This is a genomic window from Priestia sp. RMT2NF4, assembly GCF_047872835.1.
GTDB lineage: Bacteria > Bacillota > Bacilli > Bacillales > Bacillaceae_H > Priestia > Priestia zanthoxyli.
The window spans coordinates 268245-286758 of sequence record NZ_JBLQZO010000003.1; the positions used below are offsets into that span (position 1 = coordinate 268245).

Consider the following 18514-nt stretch of genomic DNA (forward strand, 5'->3'; position numbering starts at 1 on the left):
AAATTATACTATAGTTAAGAAGAGAAATGTTCGGTGTAAGAAAGAAAAGCCTTGTAGAAGGAAGGAAGTAGGTATGAACGCAAGAGTTGTTTTTTTACAATCTATATTTTTTATTCTATTAACAAGCGCGGGAGGATTTCTTTTATCGTTAACAGGCTTATCCATTGGCTGGATGCTTGGGACTCTCATTTTAGCTGCTATTCTAGCTTTTCGAAAGCCGCGTTTTTTATCTCAAACAAGCAAAAAAGGCATTCCAAAATATTGGCTGTACGCTGGACAGTGCATTTTAGGGATTGAATTAGGTCAAAAGATTAACTTATCTGTGGTGACTACGTTTCAATCTCACTGGTCCACCATTACGATTATGCTTTTGCTGTCCGTTGTTTTTTCTCTTTTATCCGGTTATTTGCTATGGAAGTTCAGTTCCACAGACTTATTAACAAGCTTTTTCGGTACGACTCCGGGTGGAATGAGCGCCATGCCAGGCATGGCTGAAGAAGTAGGAGCCAATACGGCAGTTGTAAGCATCATTCAAACGATGCGCGTGTTTTTAGTTGTGCTTGCTGTTCCTTTATTTGTAGTCTATTGGGGAAGTAATACAGGACGGCATGCAGTGTCCGTTACCCCGAGTGTTTTTGAGTGGGGATCACTGTTGTGGACAGGCGTTTTAATTGTTACAGCAGTAGTCGGCTATTATATAGGGAAAAAACTAAAATTTCCTGCTCCTTGGTTAGTAGGAGGAATGCTTACTGTTGCAATTGTTCAAACAGCTGCTTCATCGTACGTGGGGTATAATCTTCAAGCATACTGGCCTCATTCTGTGATGATTTTATCGCAAATTTTTATTGCTTCAAGCATTGGTTCTCGCTTTCATAAGGAAATGTTCATTGGAGTAAAAAAAATTATGGTTGTGGCGCTTATTAATACAATTGGTTTAATCGCCGCCATGTTTGTATGTGCACTATTCGTTTCCAAAATAACTGGAATTGAGCTTATCACGTCTATTTTAGCGTTTGCTCCTGGAGGCATTGCAGAAATGGCGACTACATCCATTGTACTGCAGGCTGATTCGACGTTAGTAGTAGCGGTCCAAGTGCTTCGTATTTTAACAATTTGGCTGCTTCTGCCTCCGCTGTTTCGCATGTTTCATCAGTGGGGAGAAAGAAAAAGAATACATTCACACGTTTCATAATAAATATGTGAATGCACTAGGTAGAGTAAGAGAGAGTTTTAAAGAGGGAAATGGGGGGAGAATAGATGAGTAATAAAGAAATGGTGGTCAGTCAGTTCGGGGGGAATGCCGGAAAGTATGTCAAAAGTAAAGGTCATGCAAAAGGCAAAGATTTAGCGGTTTTAGCGGAAATTGCTGAAGAAAATAGAGGAGGAAAGCTGCTTGATGTAGCGACAGGAGGAGGACACGTGGCAAATAAGCTAGCACCTGTCTTTCAAGAAGTAACGGCTTTTGACTTAACTCCTCAAATGTTGCAAAGTGCTGAAGGCTTCATTAAAGAAAATGGTCATGAAAATGTATCGTTTGTTCAAGGAGATGCTGAGGATATGCCATTTCAAGATGACGAGTTTGATACGGTAACGTGCAGAATTGCACCGCACCATTTTCCTAATATTAAACAGTTCATCAAAGAGGTATACCGAGTGTTAAAGCCAGGAGGACAGTTCTTGCTCATTGATAATGTAGCACCGGAAGTGAATGCTTATGACGAGTTTTATAATCGAGTTGAAAAGACAAGAGATCCAAGCCATTATCGTGCTTATAAAAAAACAGAGTGGCTTTCTATGCTTGAAATGCAAGGATTCCGTACAGAAGTGCTGACAACTTTTCCAAAGCGCTTTTTATTTGATGACTGGTGTGCGATGATGAATGTTCCCCAAGAGACAAAGCGTGAGCTTACTCAATATATGCTGAATGTACCAAGCGGATTTAAACAGTTTTTCGAAATCAAAACGAATCAACAGGGAATTGAATCGTTTCAAGGAGAAGCAATCTTTGTAGCGTGCTACAAACATAAATAAAAAGAAGCCAACTCCGGTGAGTTGGCTTCTTTTTTTACTTATGCTCGTTGGTTTGAACGATTTCCAAAATATTGCGTAATACGGTCTAAAATAATTGCTAAAATAACGATTGAAATTCCAGCTTCAAAGCCCGTGCCGACTTCAAGTCGAGAAACTGCACGATATACTTCTGCACCAAGTCCCGGAGCACCTACAAGAGAGGCAATAACGACCATTGAAAGAGATAGCATGATGCTTTGGTTAATTCCTGCCATAATTGTTTTTGTAGCTAATGGAAGCTGTACTTTAAATAATTTTTGTTTTGTTGTTGAACCGTAGGCATTTGCTGCTTCTACTAAGTCAGCGGGTACTTCACGAATACCTAGGTTCGTTAAGCGAATCGTTGGAGGCATTGCAAAGATAACAGATGAGATAACACCTGGAACCACACCAATTCCAAAGAAGAAAAGTGCTGGAATCAAATACACAAATGCCGGCATCGTTTGCATAAAGTCTAAGATTGGCGTAATAATCCGAGCTGTCTTTTCGCTTTGAGATGCCCAAATGCCTAGTGGGATTCCTACTATAATTGAAATTAATACGCTTGTTAAAACGAGGGCTAGTGTGTCCATTGTTTCTTGCCAGTAGCCAAGATTAAGAATAAATAATAGACCAATCATCGATAAAATAGTAAATGACCATTTTTTACTTGAAAACCAAGCAATGATTCCGACAATTAAGATTAAAATTAATGCTGGTGGAAAGGTTAGCACTAGTACAATAAAACTTACAATACCATCGACAATAGCTGAAATAACATCAAAAAACCCTTTGATATTATCATTTAAAAACGTGACAAAATGGTCAATCCAATTGCCAACGGGAATTTTAGGAATACTATTCATTTACGTTCACCTCATTACTATCAGTACCGGCAAGTGCTTCAATCACTCGCTCTTTTTTAATGATGCCGCGCAGACGATGGTTTTCATCTACAACCGGTAGCGGGAAACGGCTGATAACCATTTTGTCGTACAAGTTTTCTAGTAGCGTATCTGTCGTAACAGTCGGAATATCCGTATCTAATACGTCTGCTGTCAGTTTATCTTGTTTAATGGCGCGGCTGATATCATCTGCCGTTACAACTCCTAGAAGAGTTTTTTTCTTGTCTACGACGTAGATGCTTGAATAACCAGCTTCTTGCATAATTTTAAGAGCCACGCGCGGACCACGGTCTACGGTAATGGATTCGGCACGATTCATCACGCTTTCAGCTGTGTATACTTTAGCTACATTAACGTCTTCGACAAAGCGCTCTACATAATCATTGGCAGGGTTTGTCATAATTTCTTCAGGTGTTCCTACTTGAACAACACTGCCGTCTTTCATTAAAACGATGCGATCTCCGATTCGAAGAGCTTCATCAAGATCATGGGTAATAAAAATGATTGTTCGCTCCATTTTTTCTTGAAGCTCCAGCAAAAAATCTTGCATGTCTTTACGAATAAGCGGATCTAGTGCACTGAATGCCTCATCCATTAATAAAATGTCAGGGTCATTGGCAAGTGCTCGAGCTAGTCCGACGCGCTGCTGCATACCGCCGCTCAGTTCACCGGGATATTGATTTTCGTATCCTTTTAAACCTACTAATTCAAGCGCTTCTTTTGCTTTCTTTTCGCGTTCGGCTTTTGGTGTACCTTGAACTTCTAATCCGTATTCTGTGTTATCAAGAACCGTACGGTGAGGGAATAAAGCAAAGTTTTGGAAAACCATGCTCATTTTTTTTCGGCGCATGTCGCGAAGTTCCTCTTTGTTCATTTTTACTACATCGTCACCGTCTAAAATAAGAGATCCAGATGTTGGTTCAACAAGGCGGTTAAACATGCGAACTAAAGTGGATTTACCGCTTCCAGACAGGCCCATAATGACGAAGATTTCACCGGATTTGATTTCGAAGTTTGCTTGATTAACTCCAATTGTCATTCCTGTTTCTTCTAGAATTTCTTTTTTTGTTTTTCCTTTTTGAAGTAAATCAATCGCTTTTGACGGATTCTTACCAAACACTTTGGTTATATTTTGTACTTTTAATTTTACGTGTTCCATATGTCCACCTCAATTGTTGTTTTCTTTTACGTTCATTACTTTTTCGTCCAACTATCGATTAACTTTTTATGTTTTTTTACCCATTTCTGTGCTGCTTCTTCAGGGTTTGAAGATTTTTCAACTTGTGACAGAAGAGGACTGATTAATTTATCGTTCATCTGTGCATTATTCATCCATTTTATGACTTGAGGATTTGTCTTTTTAAATTCCTTGCTTGTCATTGTGTAAATGTTGTCAGGGTCTCCAAACGAGTTTTTAGGATCTTCTAAATATTTGATGTCAAAGTCTGCAAAAGCCCAGTGAGGATTCCACATAGTAACAACAATTGGTTTTTTTGCCTCATAGGCTTTGCGCAGTTCACTGAGCATAGCTGCCTCAGACGATTTTACAAGCGTATAGCTTTTAAGGTTATAATCTTTTAACGCTTGTTCGGCTAATCCGTTAATGCTGGAGCCTGGGTCAATTCCAATAACTTTGTTATCGACATCAGAAGCAACCTTAGCAAGGTCTTCTGTTGTGTTCACGTCTTTCATATAGGCGGGAACCGCAAATCCTAAGCGCGCATTTTTAAGCCAAGGGTCTTCAATGTTTACTTGATCTTTATACTTTTTGTAAAAAGGCGCATCTGTTGTAGGAAGCCATGGTGCAAACGAAATATCAATGTCGTTATTAGCTGTTCCTACCCAAACACCGGCTTTCTCTAAGAAAACAGTTCTAACCTTATAACCTCGATCTTCTAAAATCTGTTTCCATACGTACGTGTAGGCAATGTTTTCAGTATAGTTATTCATGCCGATGGTAATGGTTTTTTTATCTTTAAAGGCGCCATTACCGTTGCCGCAAGCTGAAGTAATAACTAGAAGAAAACAAATCATGCTGATTAAAAATAGTTTCTTCATGCAATGTAACTCCTTTATAAAGTTTTAAATCAATATGACTGATATGTAGAACGGATGCTAAACACAACGAAGTGTATACCCGGTTTTTTTAGGTGGTAAACATAAAAAATATAAAATGTGAAATAGAGTGGGTGATTTTTCGGCGTTATAAAGTTATTTTTAGCTAAAAATGTACATCGTAGTTAAGAGAAAATATGGGAAATAAATGGATAAAATAAGTGACTGTAGAATCAGTCTTACATGTTATCACTCTTTTTTTTACTCCGTCAACTTCAAGTCAAGAGTAATTCGGCAATTGAGCCGTATAAACCGATACGAAAAAATATCTTTTTAATAAAGTTATTTTTTAGGAAGAATAGGTGATTAAAGAGCTTTGCATCAGCTTTTACCTTGAATTGTAAAAGGAAGAAAGATAACAGTGAGACATATAAGAAACGTGAGAGGAAATTGATAAAATAAAAAAATATTTTTGAAGCCAGCATACGGATAAATTTTTGATTGAATTTAAAGATTCAGAAAATTTTATCTTGCATAATTTCAACTTCTTATAGTAAAATGAATGAAAGTCATTCATTTTATAGGTGGAGGGAAAAAGTTGGTTACAAGCACAAGTGAAAAATACGATAAGATTTTACAGGCAGCGATTGAAGTCATATCTGAAAAAGGACTTGATAAAACATCAATTTCAGACATTGTAAAGCGTGCAGGCGTAGCACAAGGGACTTTTTATCTTTATTTCAGATCTAAAAATGCTCTTGTTCCGGCTATTGCAGAAAACTTACTTTCTTTGTCACTTGAAAAAATCAAAGAACGAGCTAAAACAGCAACGGATTTTTTAAGTACATTAGAGGTAATGATTGACGAAACGTATAAAACAACAGATGAATATAGGGATGTTCTTGTTTTATGCTATTCAGGGCTCGCTTTTGACTATTCATTAGAAACATGGGAAGCTATTTATTTACCTTATTACAACTGGTTTGAAGAGGTATTAAATCAGGCTGTTAGAAAGGAAGAAGTCATCAAGCAGCTTAACGTTAAATGGACAGCTAAGACGATGATTAATTTGATTGAAAATGCTGCTGAACTTTTTTATATCGGGCGAGAGCAAGATGTCACACTTGAGCAATCAAAGGAAGAACTTTTTCAATTCTTAAAGCGTTCTCTTGTGCCATCCGTGTAATATTAGCACTGCTGATATTACATCTACTAAAATGACTGACATTCATTCAAAATATACAATTAATTATCAGAATTATAAGTTTTTTAAGGTTTAAAATGACTGACAATCAGTCGTTATTCGATAAGGAGGTATTTTATGGATCGTACAGCCGTTAAAACTTTAACCTTGAATATGTACATAAACGGAGAGTGGAGAAAAGCAGAGAAGCAGCGCTCTACTGTTAATCCAGCGACAGGTGAAGTGATTGGATATGCTGCAGAAGGCAGCGCAGAAGATATGAAAGCAGCAATTGAAGCAGCACGAGAAGCCTTTGACAACGGAATTTGGTCTGAGACTTCTGCATCTGACAGAGCAGCCATCTTATTCAAGATTGCCGATAAGCTTGAGGAAGCGAAAGAAGAACTAGCAACATTAGAAACAATGGATAACGGAAAGCCCTATCGTGAAGCTGAGGCTGATGTGGAAGATGCAGCTGCTTGTTTTAGGTATTACGCTGGGTTAATTACAAAGCCAGACGGTCAAACGTACAGCGTTCCTGCACCTATGCAAGCAATGGTTATAAAAGAACCAATCGGCGTGTGCGGATTGATTGTACCTTGGAATTATCCGCTATTAATGAGCGTGTGGAAAATTGCACCTGCTTTAGCTGCAGGAAATACGATTGTATTTAAACCTTCTGAAGTGACACCAGTTACTCCTACAAAACTTTTTGAGATCTTAGAAAGCGTAGGATTGCCAAAAGGAGTGGCAAACCTTGTTATGGGAGCCGGAGATACTGTGGGAAATACGCTTATTCAAGATAAGCGTGTTGATAAGATTTCTTTTACAGGCGGAACGGTAACTGGAAAACACATTATGCGTCAAGCAGCAGAAAATGTAACGAAGGTATCTTTAGAACTTGGAGGAAAGTCACCGAACATTATATTTGCTGACGCTGATTTTGAAACAGCTGTAGATTATGCCTTGTTTGGAATTTTTGCAGGGAGCGGCCAAATTTGCGCTGCAGGTTCTCGTATTTTAGTAGAAGAAAGCATTGCTGAGCGATTTATCGAACGTTTTGCAGAACGTGCTCAAAAAATTAAAGTAGGAAATGGAATGGACCAAGAGATTGAAATGGGTCCTCTTGTAAGTGAAGAACATATGAAAAAAGTATTAAAGTACATCGAAATTGGAAAGCAAGAAGGCGCCCGCCTTGTATGTGGAGGCAATCGAATCACCAGCAGTGGATTGGAAAAAGGATTCTTTGTAGAACCTACGGTTTTTAGTAGCGTTACGTCAAATATGAAAATTGTGCAAGATGAAATCTTTGGGCCCGTGGTTGTTATTCAAACGTTTAAAGATGAAAAAGAAGCTATTAAGCTTGCAAATGATACGGAATATGGTTTGGCAGGCAGCGTGTTTACAACTGACGGTGCAAAAGCTCTTCGGGTGATTAAAAAGCTGCGTGCGGGCATCACTTGGGTAAACTCGTATCATTTTACGTTTAACGAAGCACCTTGGGGCGGATATAAGCAGAGCGGAATTGGCCGAGGACTGGGCACGTTTGGATTGGAAGAATTTCAAGAAGTAAAACAAATTAATATTAATTTACAAGTAGAGCCAATCGGCTGGTTTAAAAATTAAAAAGTAGAGAAGGAGCGATATTAAAATGAATACAGTGACGAAAAATCAAGAGGTAAACAAAGCATATGGTGAAGTAAACGAATACATCAACAAAGTGCTGGGACTTATTGAAAAAAGCGAAGTGTCAGCTGAAGAAGCACAGTGGATTACGAAAGAAACAGTAGACGGATTTCGCGAGCATGTCAACCCAGGCTTTTTAGAATATCGTAAAACAGTAACGGTGGATACGCAGTTTGCAGCTGTTGAATGGTCAGATGAAGGTTCTTGTTTTACGGATGTAAACGGTAAAAAATACATTGATTGTTTGGGCGGGTTTGGAATTTATAACGTGGGACACCGTCATCCTAAAGTAGTCAAAGCTGTTCAAGATCAGCTTCAGCGTCAAGCCCTTCATAGCCAAGACTTATTAGATCCACTTCGTGCGATGCTTGCTAAAATTTTAGCAGATATTACACCGGGGGATTTGAAGTATTCCTTTTTCACAAACAGCGGAACAGAAAGTGTAGAAGCCGCTTTAAAACTAGCGAAAATGTATAGTGATCGAACAACGTTTATTTCCACAACACGTTCTTTTCATGGAAAAAGTCTAGGTTCTTTATCAGGTACGGCAAAAGGAATGTTCCGTAAACCATTTCTGCCGTTAATTCCAGGTTTCCGTCATGTACCGTTTGGTGATATTGACATGATGCGCAAAACATTTGAAACGTGCGCGCTTGTAGGGGAAGATGTGGCAGCTGTTTTATTAGAACCAATTCAAGGAGAAGGGGGCATTATTCTTCCTCCTGAAAATTATTTAAAAGAAGTGCGTGCACTATGTGATGAGTACGACGCTATCTTAATTTTTGATGAAGTTCAAACAGGCATGGGACGTACCGGTGAAATGTTTGCATCAGAATTATACGATGTTGTACCCGATATTTTATGTCTTGCTAAAGCGTTTGGAGGAGGAGTTATGCCTGCTGGCGCGGTTGTAGCAAAAGAAAAAGTGTTTTCAAGCTTCTTTGATAATCCGTTTATGCACACAACAACGTTTGGAGGCAACCCGCTTGCCTGCGCAGCGGCTATTGCAACTATTAACGTGTTGATTGAAGAACAGCTGCCAAACCGTGCAAAAGAGCTAGGAGAATATTTCCTTACTGGTTTAAAGAAAGCTGCTGAAAACCATGGAGATAAAGTACTTGAAATCAGAGGGCAAGGCTTAATGATTGGAATTGAGTTCCACCAAGATGAAATTGGCTACGCGCTTTCTAAGGGAATGTTTGATGAAGGAATTCTAGTAGCTGGGACGCTTGTAAACTCTAAAACAATTCGTATTGAGCCACCGTTGACTATTGCAGCTGAAGAAGTAGATCAAGTCATTTCTACATTTGAAAAAGTATTAAATGAGCTGAACCACCAATAAATGTAACAAGGAGCAATGAATATGAGTCGTCAAACGTTTCTTATTCCTGTATTGCTTTCAATGATTTTAGTAGTGGAAATGCCTAGCGACTAACTGAAATCATTGAAACGGAGGAGTAAATTATGAAATATCCATTGTCCCCAGATGTCAAACCAGAGTTTTGTACAACGGGCTCATTTATGAGGCTGCCAGCGGAAAGAAAAAATGCAAAAGTAGGGCTAGTAGGAATGCCGTTTGATACGGCAGCATCTTTCAGAGTAGGTGCACGCTTTGCACCTCAAGCCATTCGTCAAGCTTCCATGACGCTGTTTCCTTATCACCCGGTACACGACGTATACCCATTTGATGATACAAATGCCATTGATATTGGTGATGTGCCGGTTATTCCGCACAATATTCACAGAAGCTATGAATTGATGGAAGAAGCGGTAGGAGCTCTTATGGATAGAGGAATCGTTCCAATTGGAATCGGAGGAGATCATTCTGTTACTTTAGCAAGCCTTCGTGCTGCTGCTAAAAGATATGGCCCAGTGGCTATGATTCATTTTGATTCTCATACAGATACGTGGGATACGTATTATGATGAAAAATATTGGCACGGATCTCCTTTTATACGCGCATATGAAGAAGGGCTAGTAGATCCGAAGAAAGTTTTTCAAATTGGTATTCGCGGAACATTAAATCATCCGGGAGATGTTCAAGAAAGCAAAGATCTCGGTTACCATGTAGTAACGGCAAGAGAGCTTGAACATCAAGGGTTTTCATTGATTTTGGAGCAAATGAAGACAGCGATTGGAGATACCCCGTGCTTTTTAACATTTGATATTGATTTTGTTGACCCTTCGTGTGCACCGGGAACGGGAACGCTTGAAGTAGGCGGATTCAGCAGCAGAGAAACGCTGCAAATGATCCGTTCTCTGACGGGATTTAACTATGTTGGATTCGACTTGGTAGAAGTGCTGCCCGCTTATGATCCAACGCAGATAACCTCTTTGCTTGCAGCTACAATCATTCATGATTTTGCTAGTTTAGTTGCAGTGAAAACGAAAAGAGAGTCATTGGATACGATGATTAAATAACAGTTTGTAAGCAGAAATCCCTCTTATTCAGAGGGTATTTCTGCGTGGATATAGCAGGAGATTAGGAATATATAGCTATTTAAAATAAAGCGCTTTCATAATATGATAAAAGAAAAAGATAGTTTGTTAGCAACCCTTACCAACTTAAAGAAATAAATCATATATTTGCTTATAGTAAATGTAACAACTCTTTATATAAAAATGAATGAAAGTCATTCATTTTTATATAAAGAAATTAAATCATATGCATTTATGGGTTAAATTGTCAGAATGTTCTTAATAAAGTGAAGGGGGAAGATAAATGAAACATGAAACAGTAACATTAAAAAGGTCGTTGAAATTATGGCAGATTGTATTAATGGGGATCGGATATATGACTCCGATGGTAGTGTTTGATACGTTTGGGATTGCGTCTGATATGACGAATGGACACGTTCCCACATCTTATATCATAGCCCTTGTCGGGATGCTTCTCACGGCAGTAAGCTACAAAAAGATGATTCAAGTGTTTCCAAATGCAGGCTCAGCCTATACATATACGCAAAAGACAATCAATCCACATTTAGGGTTCCTAGTTGGCTGGTCTGCACTAATGGATTATCTCTTTTTACCGATGGTTAACGCACTTATTTTTCAAATTTATTTATCATCTATTTTTCCTTCGGTACCATCGTGGATTTGGGTTGTCAGTTTCGTCATTATCGTTACGCTGCTAAATTTACGAAGCGTTAATTTCACCGCCAATTTCAATACGTTTCTTGTTGTATTTCAAATGACGATTTTAGTATTGTTTGTTGCTGTTTCAGTCAAAGCGTTGCTAGGCGGAATGGGGGAAGGAACCCTTTTTTCTATGAAGCCTTTTTTTAATCAGAACATGACGTCATCAGGGCTAATAGCGGGAGCGACACTTATGTGTTTTTCCTATTTAGGGTTTGATGCAGTGGCCATGTTATCAGAAGAAACGCCCAATCCTAAAAAAACGATTCCGCGAGCTATTTTTTTAGTTGCGTTAATTGGAGGAGTCATGTTTACCGTGACATCTTATTTTATCCAAGCGGTTTTTCCAACGTTAGAAGGATTCAAGCATCCAGACGCTGCAGCTCCTGAAATTGCTATGTATGTGAGCGGCACGCTGTTTCAAATTGTCTTTTTAGCTGGAGGAATTGCAGGAACATTATCATCAGGCATGTCATCGCATGCAAGCGTTTCACGTTTATTATACGTAATGGGACGGGATCGAATTTTACCTCAGTCATTTTTTGGTTATGTTCATCCTAAGCTGCGCACTCCCTCGCGAAATATTGTATTGGTCGGAGTTGTATCAGCAACTGCCATTTTCTTCAGTCTGGCAACGGCTACTTCATTTATTAATTTTGGAGCACTCATTGCGTTTTCTTTTGTTAATATTTCGGTTATCGCGCACTATGCTGTTCATCAAAAGCAGCACCGGTCGGCTAAGGGATTTTTGTCATACATTGTTATGCCACTATTAGGAGCAGCAGCGATTGGCGTTTTATGGCTTAACTTGGAGCGCAATTCATTTTTACTTGGGATTGGCTGGGCGATTGCTGGTTTAGTTTATTTGGTGTATGCAACGAAAGGTTTTAGAAGGCAGCTGTCTTCCATTGAGTTTAAGGAAACAGAAGAAATGTCACCTTTGATGAAAGTCGGAGAAAAGTAAGGATAGAAACTACCTGTTTAAGCCTATCTTATTAAGGAAGCCACATTTATGGATTACGTATTTTGAACGTGTTACTATGTAAGAACGATAAGATAGAAAAAGGTAGGTAAATTATGATTAAAGCAGTTGTGTTTGATTTTGATGGATTAATTATTGATACAGAATCAGTGTGGTACGAGGTGTACCGCGAAATGTTAGAAGACAGGGGAGTAGATCTACCGATTGCAACGTTTGCTTCTTATGTGGGAACGGATGCTACGGCACTTTACGATTATTTGCTTCAGCAGTTTAACAATGAGTTCACGAAAGAGGAACTGGCTCAAGAATCGTTAAGACGTCATCAAGAAAAAATGAAATCATTAGTAGCCCGAGAAGGTGTAGCAGAGTACTTGGCAGAAGCAAAAGAACTTGGATTAAAAATTGGTTTAGCAAGCAGCTCATATCGCGACTGGGTAACAGCATTTTTAAAAGAGCTAGATTTGCTGCACTATTTTGAAGTCATTCAAACGCGCGATGATGTAGAAAAAGTGAAGCCAGATCCGGCTCTTTACCGAAATGCAATTGAAAAGCTAGGCGTAGAGCCTTCTGAAGCTTTAGCATTTGAAGATTCTTCTAATGGAGCAAGAGCTGCCATGGCAGCAGGCTTGCGCTGTGTGATTGTACCAAATCCGTTAACTAAACATCTGTCATTCGAAAGATATCACTTACATATCGAATCGATGAAAGAGAAAAGTTTAAAAGAAGTGATTCAGTATCTTTGTATTGAAGATTAAAAAGAAAGGACGCTCCTACTGCGTCCTTTCTTTTTTTATAGAATGGGTATAACTTTTTTAATTAAAAAATAACGAATCAGCTTGTTTAAATAGATAAAACTGATATAATGATAACGATTATCAGTTTCAAGAGTCAATTATCTACATAAAGATACAAGCAGGAGGAATGACATTTGAATAAGAAAAAAATAGGACTGCTGGCTTTTATTACAATGCTGGCAATCGGAATGCTTATCGGCTGCAGCAGTACGAACAAGGAAAATTCAGCCGATGAAAAAAATGAAAAAACAAGAGTGGTTAAACATGAGCTTGGAGAGACAAAAGTAAAAGAAAATCCAAAGCGAGTAGTTGTATTAGAGTTAGGTTTTATTGATGCATTGTTAGATGCTGGTATTAAACCTGTAGGAGTAGCTGATGATGATAAAGCAGAACAGCTTATTGATAAAGATGTACTAAAAGAAATCAAAGGATACAAATCAGTTGGCACGCGAGCACAGCCTAGCTTGGAGTCGATTAAACTGTTGAAGCCAGATTTGATTATCGCTGATTCAGAACGTCATAAAAATGTATATAAAGAATTATCGAAAATTGCGCCAACAATTGAATTAAAAAATTTAAATGCTAATTACGATGATTTACTAAATACGGAGTTAAAAGTAGGAGAAGCGGTTGGCAAGAAGGAAAAAGTTGAAAAAGTTGTAGAAGAGCATAAGCAAAAAATGAAAGATTTAAAAGCAAAAGCGCCAAAAAATCCGGGCAATGTACTTGTTATCGCTGATGCAAATGGTAATATTAATGCTAGAACTTCAAATTTCTTTACAACGGGTGTTCTTGAGCAATTAGGCTTCAAAAATGCATTAACAGATCCTACAAAAGAGTACAGTGTAAAAATGACAATGGAACAGCTCGTAAAAGCAGATCCAGACAAACTCATTGTTATGCGAAATGAAAAAGGTCATACGCCTTTAGCAAAACAGCCATTATGGAAAGAGCTAAAAGCGGTTAAAAATAATCAAGTGTATGAAGTTGATGTATTTAAATGGTCTCTTCGCCGAAGTGTACAAGGTGCAAATGGTATTGCAGATGAAGCAGAAAAGTTATTATTTGAAGGCAAATAATAACGAAGAAAAGAACAATCCAGCGGGGTTGTTTTTTTCTTTTTATTGAACTTTCAAATGGAAGGAGGCGCAGTCTACTATGAAAGCTGTTCACGGTTTATCCAAAAGAAACAAATCTCCACTTCGCATAATAGCTATTTTTCTTGCTGTTATCATTCTTTTACTGATTTCTATGTTTTTATCTATTTCCATCGGTTCTATACATATTTCTTTTGGGACGATTAAGCAAGCTTTACTAGATTTTGACGGATCAAAAGAACAATCGATTATTCAAACTGTCCGTCTGCCTCGCTTATTGGTCACGGCATTTGTTGGTGCTAATTTGGCTGTCGCCGGAGCGTTGATGCAAGCATTAACTAGAAACCCATTAGCTTCTCCTGGTATTTTTGGTATTAATGCCGGGGCATCAGCGGCAATGGTATTTTTAACGGTTTTAGTGCCAGGTGTAAGCATGATTGGCGGGGTGTTTGGAGCATTTTTAGGAGGCGCCTTTGCTGCTGTTATTGTCTACGTCATGAGTTCGTTGATTAAAGGAGGAGACAGCGATGTAAAGCTTGCTTTAACGGGTGTCGCTATACAAGGTATGCTTATGTCTCTTACACAAACGCTGCTAATTTTTAATGAAAGCAAAACAGAAGGCGTTATGTTCTGGCTCACCGGCTCAGTTATTGGGCGGGACTGGGGACATGTTCACGTGTTGCTTCCTTTTAGCATTGTAGGTCTGCTTGTTGCGTTTGGTCTGGGAAGAGCGTCTTCTTTGCTATCTTTAGGAGATGATGTAGCTAGAGGACTCGGGCAGCGAGTCTTTGCCATTAGAGCGTTCACTGCAGTTGTTGTGATTGTATTAGCTGGTGTTTCAGTGGCGATTGCGGGTCCCATTGGCTTTGTAGGGCTTGTTGTTCCTCATATGGTGCGCTATTTAATAGGTGTAGATTACCGAGTTGTTTTGCCAATGAGCGCGCTGCTTGGAGCATCTTTATTGCTATTAGCAGACGTATTGTCGCGATTTATTACATACCCGTATGAGACCCCTGTAGGTGCAGTGACAGCACTTCTTGGAACACCGTACTTTATTTACTTAGCGAGACGCAAAAAAACAGAAAGGAAGGCATGAGTATATATGCAGACTGTCAATAAAACAAAAAAGCAGCCATCTCGATTCAAGTCTGTCGGCCTGTTTATCATTCTTTCTGTCTTAATTATAGCGCTGAGCGTGATAAGCCTTAGCTTAGGAGACATTAACATACCTCCTTTAGATATTATTACGTCTTTTATTGGCATTGGCGATCCTGACTTGACGTCTATTTTGGTAGAATTTCGCCTGCCTCGTATTTTGCTGGCTATTTTAACCGGGACCGGCCTAGCTGTGTCCGGAGTCGTCGTACAGTCTATTATGAGAAATCCGCTCGCTAGTCCAGATACATTAGGTCTTTCAAGCGGATCAGGGTTAGCTGCTGTTGCAGTCACTATTTTACTGCCTTTAGCAAGTCCGTCTGTTTTATCAGTCGCTGCGTTTGCAGGAGGCTCCTTTGTCTTCGTAATCGTCTATTTGCTTGCTTATAAAAAAGGAGTAGAACCTATTCGATTTGCGTTAATAGGTGTAGCGGTCAGCGCTTTTTGTTCATCCGGTATTCACTTGTTAATTTCAAAAGCAAATCCAAACGTAAACGCAGCACTCATTTGGCTGAGCGGCAGCTTATGGGGAAGAACATGGGATCAATTGATTGGTTTACTTCCGTGGGTCGTTATACTAGTACCGCTGATTTGGCTGTTAGCTGCTCGGTTAGATTTAATTCATTTAGGCGATGAAGTGGCTCGAGGGCTAGGGGCTAGAGTAGAGCTAATTCGTCTAGTATTACTAGCAAGCGCAGTGGCAATGACGGCTGCTGTTGTATCGGTTGTTGGCACCATTGGCTTTGTCGGGCTTATTATTCCTCATGTGGCCAAACGGTTAGTGGGACCGAGACATAAACAACTGATTCCTACAGCCGCTTTACTTGGAGCTTTGTTTGTACTAGCAGCAGATTTGATTGGGAGAGGAATTGCTCCTCCGATTGAAATTCCGGCCGGATTAATCATTGGCATTATCGGCGCTCCGTATTTTCTTTATTTACTGTGGAGAGAATCTAAAAAATAAGCTCGCGCTTTAGCGCGAGCTTATTTTTATTCCAAGTGAATTTTGGGAAATGGAATATGCGGAGGCTCTTCTAGCCATCCTTGTTCAATACTTATTCTTGATACTTCTTTGGCATATTCCAAAATTTCAGTCGTGAAGTTTGTATAGTTTAAAGCGAGATCTAAACGGGGGCTTGTTGACATCGCAAGCCCGTAGCCACGTACATTTTCAGTAATCATCGCAGCTAGGTGAAACATCATGAGTTTTTCTGAAAATGGAGGAACAGAAGACTTTTCTACTCCGTAATCCCACTTCATTGTGACCGGTATGTTTTCTACCATTAGCGGTTGTGACAGGGATTCAATATGCTGCTGCACAAGCTCTCTACCCTTTAATAAAAAAGCCTGAATGTCCTGAGAAGGAGCTGTTTGAGCAAACCCTAAAATTAAATCCTTTGCAATTAAGTTCGTCTGTATGCTTGACACGATATGAGAAATTTCAATGACGGTTAACGGCCGCTTTTCATCAAAATAGCTTCCTAAGAAGAGTTCTTTATCGTTCATATCAGACGCATCTGCAATAGGAATGGGAGGCAGTTCTATAAAAATTTGTTTTTCTAACAACAAATCTGTAATCGTTTGGTTAAGCTTTTCTGCTTTTAACAGCAAGCTGCGAAAAAAAGATCGTACATCATTTCTTGCGGCAACATCGACGCCCGTAGTTGCTGACAGCAGAAGGACATTTGAAATATGCTTTAAATAAAGCAAATAAAAAGAATCCGAAAATAATTTTGGAGCTTCAGCGTCAAGGTCTTCTTCTCCGAAACCAAGCGGGATTGGCATATTTTCTTTTAAAAAGATAGCAGTGAGCGCATCACTGTTTTTTGTTGTGATATGCAGTGTACCTTGAATCGCTTTTTGAATCTCTAAATCGTCTACATGACAAAGAAATTGTTTGAGCATACAAGAAATCGCTTTATCGTTCATATATTGCTTCCAAATAACAGCCATCTCAGCGGCTGATAGTGGAGAAAATGATTGATTATTCATAATAAACTCCTCATGCTAAGTAATTAACAAGTTTCTAAAAGGTTACCAACTAGTATAAGTCAAAGGAAGTAAGATAAACACTATAGAAAGTAAAAAAGGTATCAACATTTTACTATAAGAGTAAACGTCATGCATAATTTAAAGGTTCTTTTAGCAAAAGAAGGGCGCAGCCGCTTCTTTCTTGCAAAGCAGAAATAAAACCGAAATAATAAATGAAGAAAGTTAGGCAAGAAAGGAGTTTCATTATATGCCAGAAGGTCCAGAAATTAGACGAGCAGCCGACGAAGTGGAAAAAGCGATTATCGGTCTTCCTGTTCGCGAGATATGGTTTGCTTTTCCATCTTTGCAACATTATGAAGAAGTATTAACAGGAGCTCGTATTGAGAGAGTAGATACAAAAGGAAAAGCTATGCTTATTCGTTTTGACAACGGCTATACCATTTACTCACATAATCAGCTTTATGGAAAATGGTATGTTCGTTCATCTTACAATTATCCATCTACAAACAGACAGCTGCGCCTTGCAATTCATAATGAAAAAAAATCAGCGCTGCTGCTAGACCAAAGCTTTATAGCTGGGATTGGCAATTACTTGCGCAGTGAAATCCTATTTGTAGCGGGAATTAACCCTGCAGCTCGTCCCATAGACTGCACGGAAGAACAGCTTAAAAAGGCAGCTGAAGCAACCATTTCTCTTGTAAAACAGTCCTATAAAACAGGTGGCATTACAAATGATGTAAAGCTTGCTGAATCGTTAAAAAAGAAAGGGCAAAAGCGCTCTGCATACCGCCACTGGGTTTTTAACCGTGAAGGAGAAGCTTGTCGAATTGACGGCACGCCTATTCTAAAAGTCCAAGCTGCTTCTAGAAGGCTTTATTACTGTCCTACTTGTCAGAAATAGCAGGATATATTTATTCTGCTATTTTTTTGATGTGAAAATGAATGACTGTTCATTTTTGTGATATAGTTAAAAAGTAAAGTCATAATCTTAAGGGGAGGGATAAGATGGAATGTAAAGCAGGAGATACATTTACGTGGCAAAGAACGTTTCAAGAGGAAGAAATCATGCAGTTTGCGGAGATGACTGGAGACCGGGGCAAACATCATATAGAACGTGACGAAAAAGGGCGGCTAATGGTACATGGGCTTATGACTGCTAGTATTGGGACAAAGATAGGGGGAGACTTAAACTACATTGCAAGAGAAATGGTGAGTGAATTTCTTCGTCCAGTTTTTGCAGGAGATACAGTTACCTGTGAATGTATATTAACTGAAGTAGAAAAAGCAGATGGTTTTCAAAAAGTGAAAATCAAATCAGTGTATCGAAATCAAGAAGGTAAAGAAGTACTGATAGGGACAAGTAATGGAATTATAAGAGATTGAAATAAAAGCGCTAACAAAAAATAAGTTATGAAGGTTGTTAAAAAAGTCACGGATTCGTGGCTTTTTTATTGTTCAATTTCCTTCTTTTGTTGGTT

17 protein-coding genes are annotated in these 18514 nt (G+C 38.9%); 13 read left to right on the forward strand and 4 right to left on the reverse strand.

What is annotated here, in order from left to right; genetic code table 11:
• The first annotated feature begins 73 nt into the window (after positions 1–73).
• Both ACMX9J_RS14880 and ACMX9J_RS14885 read left to right on the forward strand, forming a co-directional pair.
• Positions 74–1192 (forward strand): AbrB family transcriptional regulator, encoded by a 1119-nt coding sequence (locus ACMX9J_RS14880; RefSeq protein ID WP_416225909.1) that lies wholly within the window; start codon positions 74–76, stop codon positions 1190–1192.
• Positions 1193–1257: 65 nt separating this feature from the next.
• Entirely contained in the window at positions 1258–2031 is a 774-nt protein-coding gene (locus tag ACMX9J_RS14885; RefSeq protein ID WP_028412130.1) for a class I SAM-dependent methyltransferase, read from the forward strand.
• A gap of 38 nt (positions 2032–2069) precedes the next feature.
• On the opposite strand, the gene ACMX9J_RS14890 is transcribed toward ACMX9J_RS14885, so the two are convergent.
• The 3 genes from ACMX9J_RS14890 to ACMX9J_RS14900 are packed head-to-tail and all read right to left on the reverse strand — an operon-like array spanning position 2070 to position 5012.
• Entirely contained in the window at positions 2070–2915 is an 846-nt protein-coding gene (locus ACMX9J_RS14890) for an ABC transporter permease (RefSeq protein ID WP_013081885.1), read from the reverse strand.
• Positions 2908–4113: a quaternary amine ABC transporter ATP-binding protein gene (locus ACMX9J_RS14895; protein WP_013081886.1), complete on the reverse strand. Its 1206-nt coding sequence runs from the start codon at positions 4111–4113 to the stop codon at positions 2908–2910. Before ACMX9J_RS14895 ends, ACMX9J_RS14890 begins: the two co-directional genes overlap by 8 nt.
• Before the next feature lie 35 nt (positions 4114–4148).
• Positions 4149–5012: a glycine betaine ABC transporter substrate-binding protein gene (locus ACMX9J_RS14900; protein WP_028412131.1), complete on the reverse strand. Its 864-nt coding sequence runs from the start codon at positions 5010–5012 to the stop codon at positions 4149–4151.
• Positions 5013–5607: 595 nt separating this feature from the next.
• Between ACMX9J_RS14900 and ACMX9J_RS14905 the strand changes: the two genes are divergently transcribed.
• The 9 genes from ACMX9J_RS14905 (at position 5608) to ACMX9J_RS14945 (ending at position 16008) form a co-directional block, all read left to right on the forward strand.
• Positions 5608–6195 (forward strand): TetR family transcriptional regulator, encoded by a 588-nt coding sequence (locus ACMX9J_RS14905; RefSeq protein WP_028412132.1) that lies wholly within the window; start codon positions 5608–5610, stop codon positions 6193–6195.
• Between the two features lie 135 nt (positions 6196–6330).
• Positions 6331–7818 (forward strand): aldehyde dehydrogenase family protein, encoded by a 1488-nt coding sequence (locus ACMX9J_RS14910; RefSeq protein WP_325077101.1) that lies wholly within the window; start codon positions 6331–6333, stop codon positions 7816–7818.
• Between the two features lie 25 nt (positions 7819–7843).
• On the forward strand, positions 7844–9220 hold the full coding sequence (locus ACMX9J_RS14915; protein ID WP_416225910.1) for a putrescine aminotransferase: 1377 nt from the start codon (positions 7844–7846) through the stop codon (positions 9218–9220).
• 122 nt (positions 9221–9342) lie between these two features.
• The gene (gene speB, locus ACMX9J_RS14920; protein ID WP_416225911.1) at positions 9343–10299 is read left to right on the forward strand and encodes an agmatinase; all 957 of its coding nucleotides are present in this window, start codon (positions 9343–9345) and stop codon (positions 10297–10299) included.
• A 301-nt stretch (positions 10300–10600) separates the two neighbouring features.
• A complete protein-coding gene (locus ACMX9J_RS14925) occupies positions 10601–11980 on the forward strand; it encodes an APC family permease (protein WP_033578140.1) in 1380 nt (459 codons plus the stop codon).
• 113 nt (positions 11981–12093) lie between these two features.
• On the forward strand, positions 12094–12753 hold the full coding sequence (locus ACMX9J_RS14930) for an HAD family hydrolase (protein ID WP_416225912.1): 660 nt from the start codon (positions 12094–12096) through the stop codon (positions 12751–12753).
• 173 nt (positions 12754–12926) lie between these two features.
• Positions 12927–13871, forward strand: a complete 945-nt coding sequence (locus ACMX9J_RS14935) for an ABC transporter substrate-binding protein (RefSeq protein ID WP_416225913.1) — start codon at positions 12927–12929, stop codon at positions 13869–13871.
• A gap of 79 nt (positions 13872–13950) precedes the next feature.
• Positions 13951–14985 (forward strand): FecCD family ABC transporter permease, encoded by a 1035-nt coding sequence (locus ACMX9J_RS14940; RefSeq protein WP_033578146.1) that lies wholly within the window; start codon positions 13951–13953, stop codon positions 14983–14985.
• A gap of 6 nt (positions 14986–14991) precedes the next feature.
• Entirely contained in the window at positions 14992–16008 is a 1017-nt protein-coding gene (locus ACMX9J_RS14945) for a FecCD family ABC transporter permease (protein ID WP_416225914.1), read from the forward strand.
• Positions 16009–16034: 26 nt separating this feature from the next.
• Here the strand turns inward: ACMX9J_RS14945 and ACMX9J_RS14950 are convergent, their stop codons facing one another.
• Entirely contained in the window at positions 16035–17036 is a 1002-nt protein-coding gene (locus tag ACMX9J_RS14950; RefSeq protein ID WP_033578148.1) for a DUF3231 family protein, read from the reverse strand.
• Positions 17037–17283: 247 nt separating this feature from the next.
• Between ACMX9J_RS14950 and ACMX9J_RS14955 the strand changes: the two genes are divergently transcribed.
• Complete coding sequence (locus tag ACMX9J_RS14955) at positions 17284–17937, forward strand: DNA-formamidopyrimidine glycosylase family protein (protein WP_416225915.1); 654 nt, start codon at positions 17284–17286, stop codon at positions 17935–17937.
• Positions 17938–18041: 104 nt separating this feature from the next.
• Positions 18042–18419 (forward strand): FAS1-like dehydratase domain-containing protein, encoded by a 378-nt coding sequence (locus tag ACMX9J_RS14960; RefSeq protein WP_221817883.1) that lies wholly within the window; start codon positions 18042–18044, stop codon positions 18417–18419.
• The last annotated feature ends 95 nt before the right edge of the window (positions 18420–18514 follow it).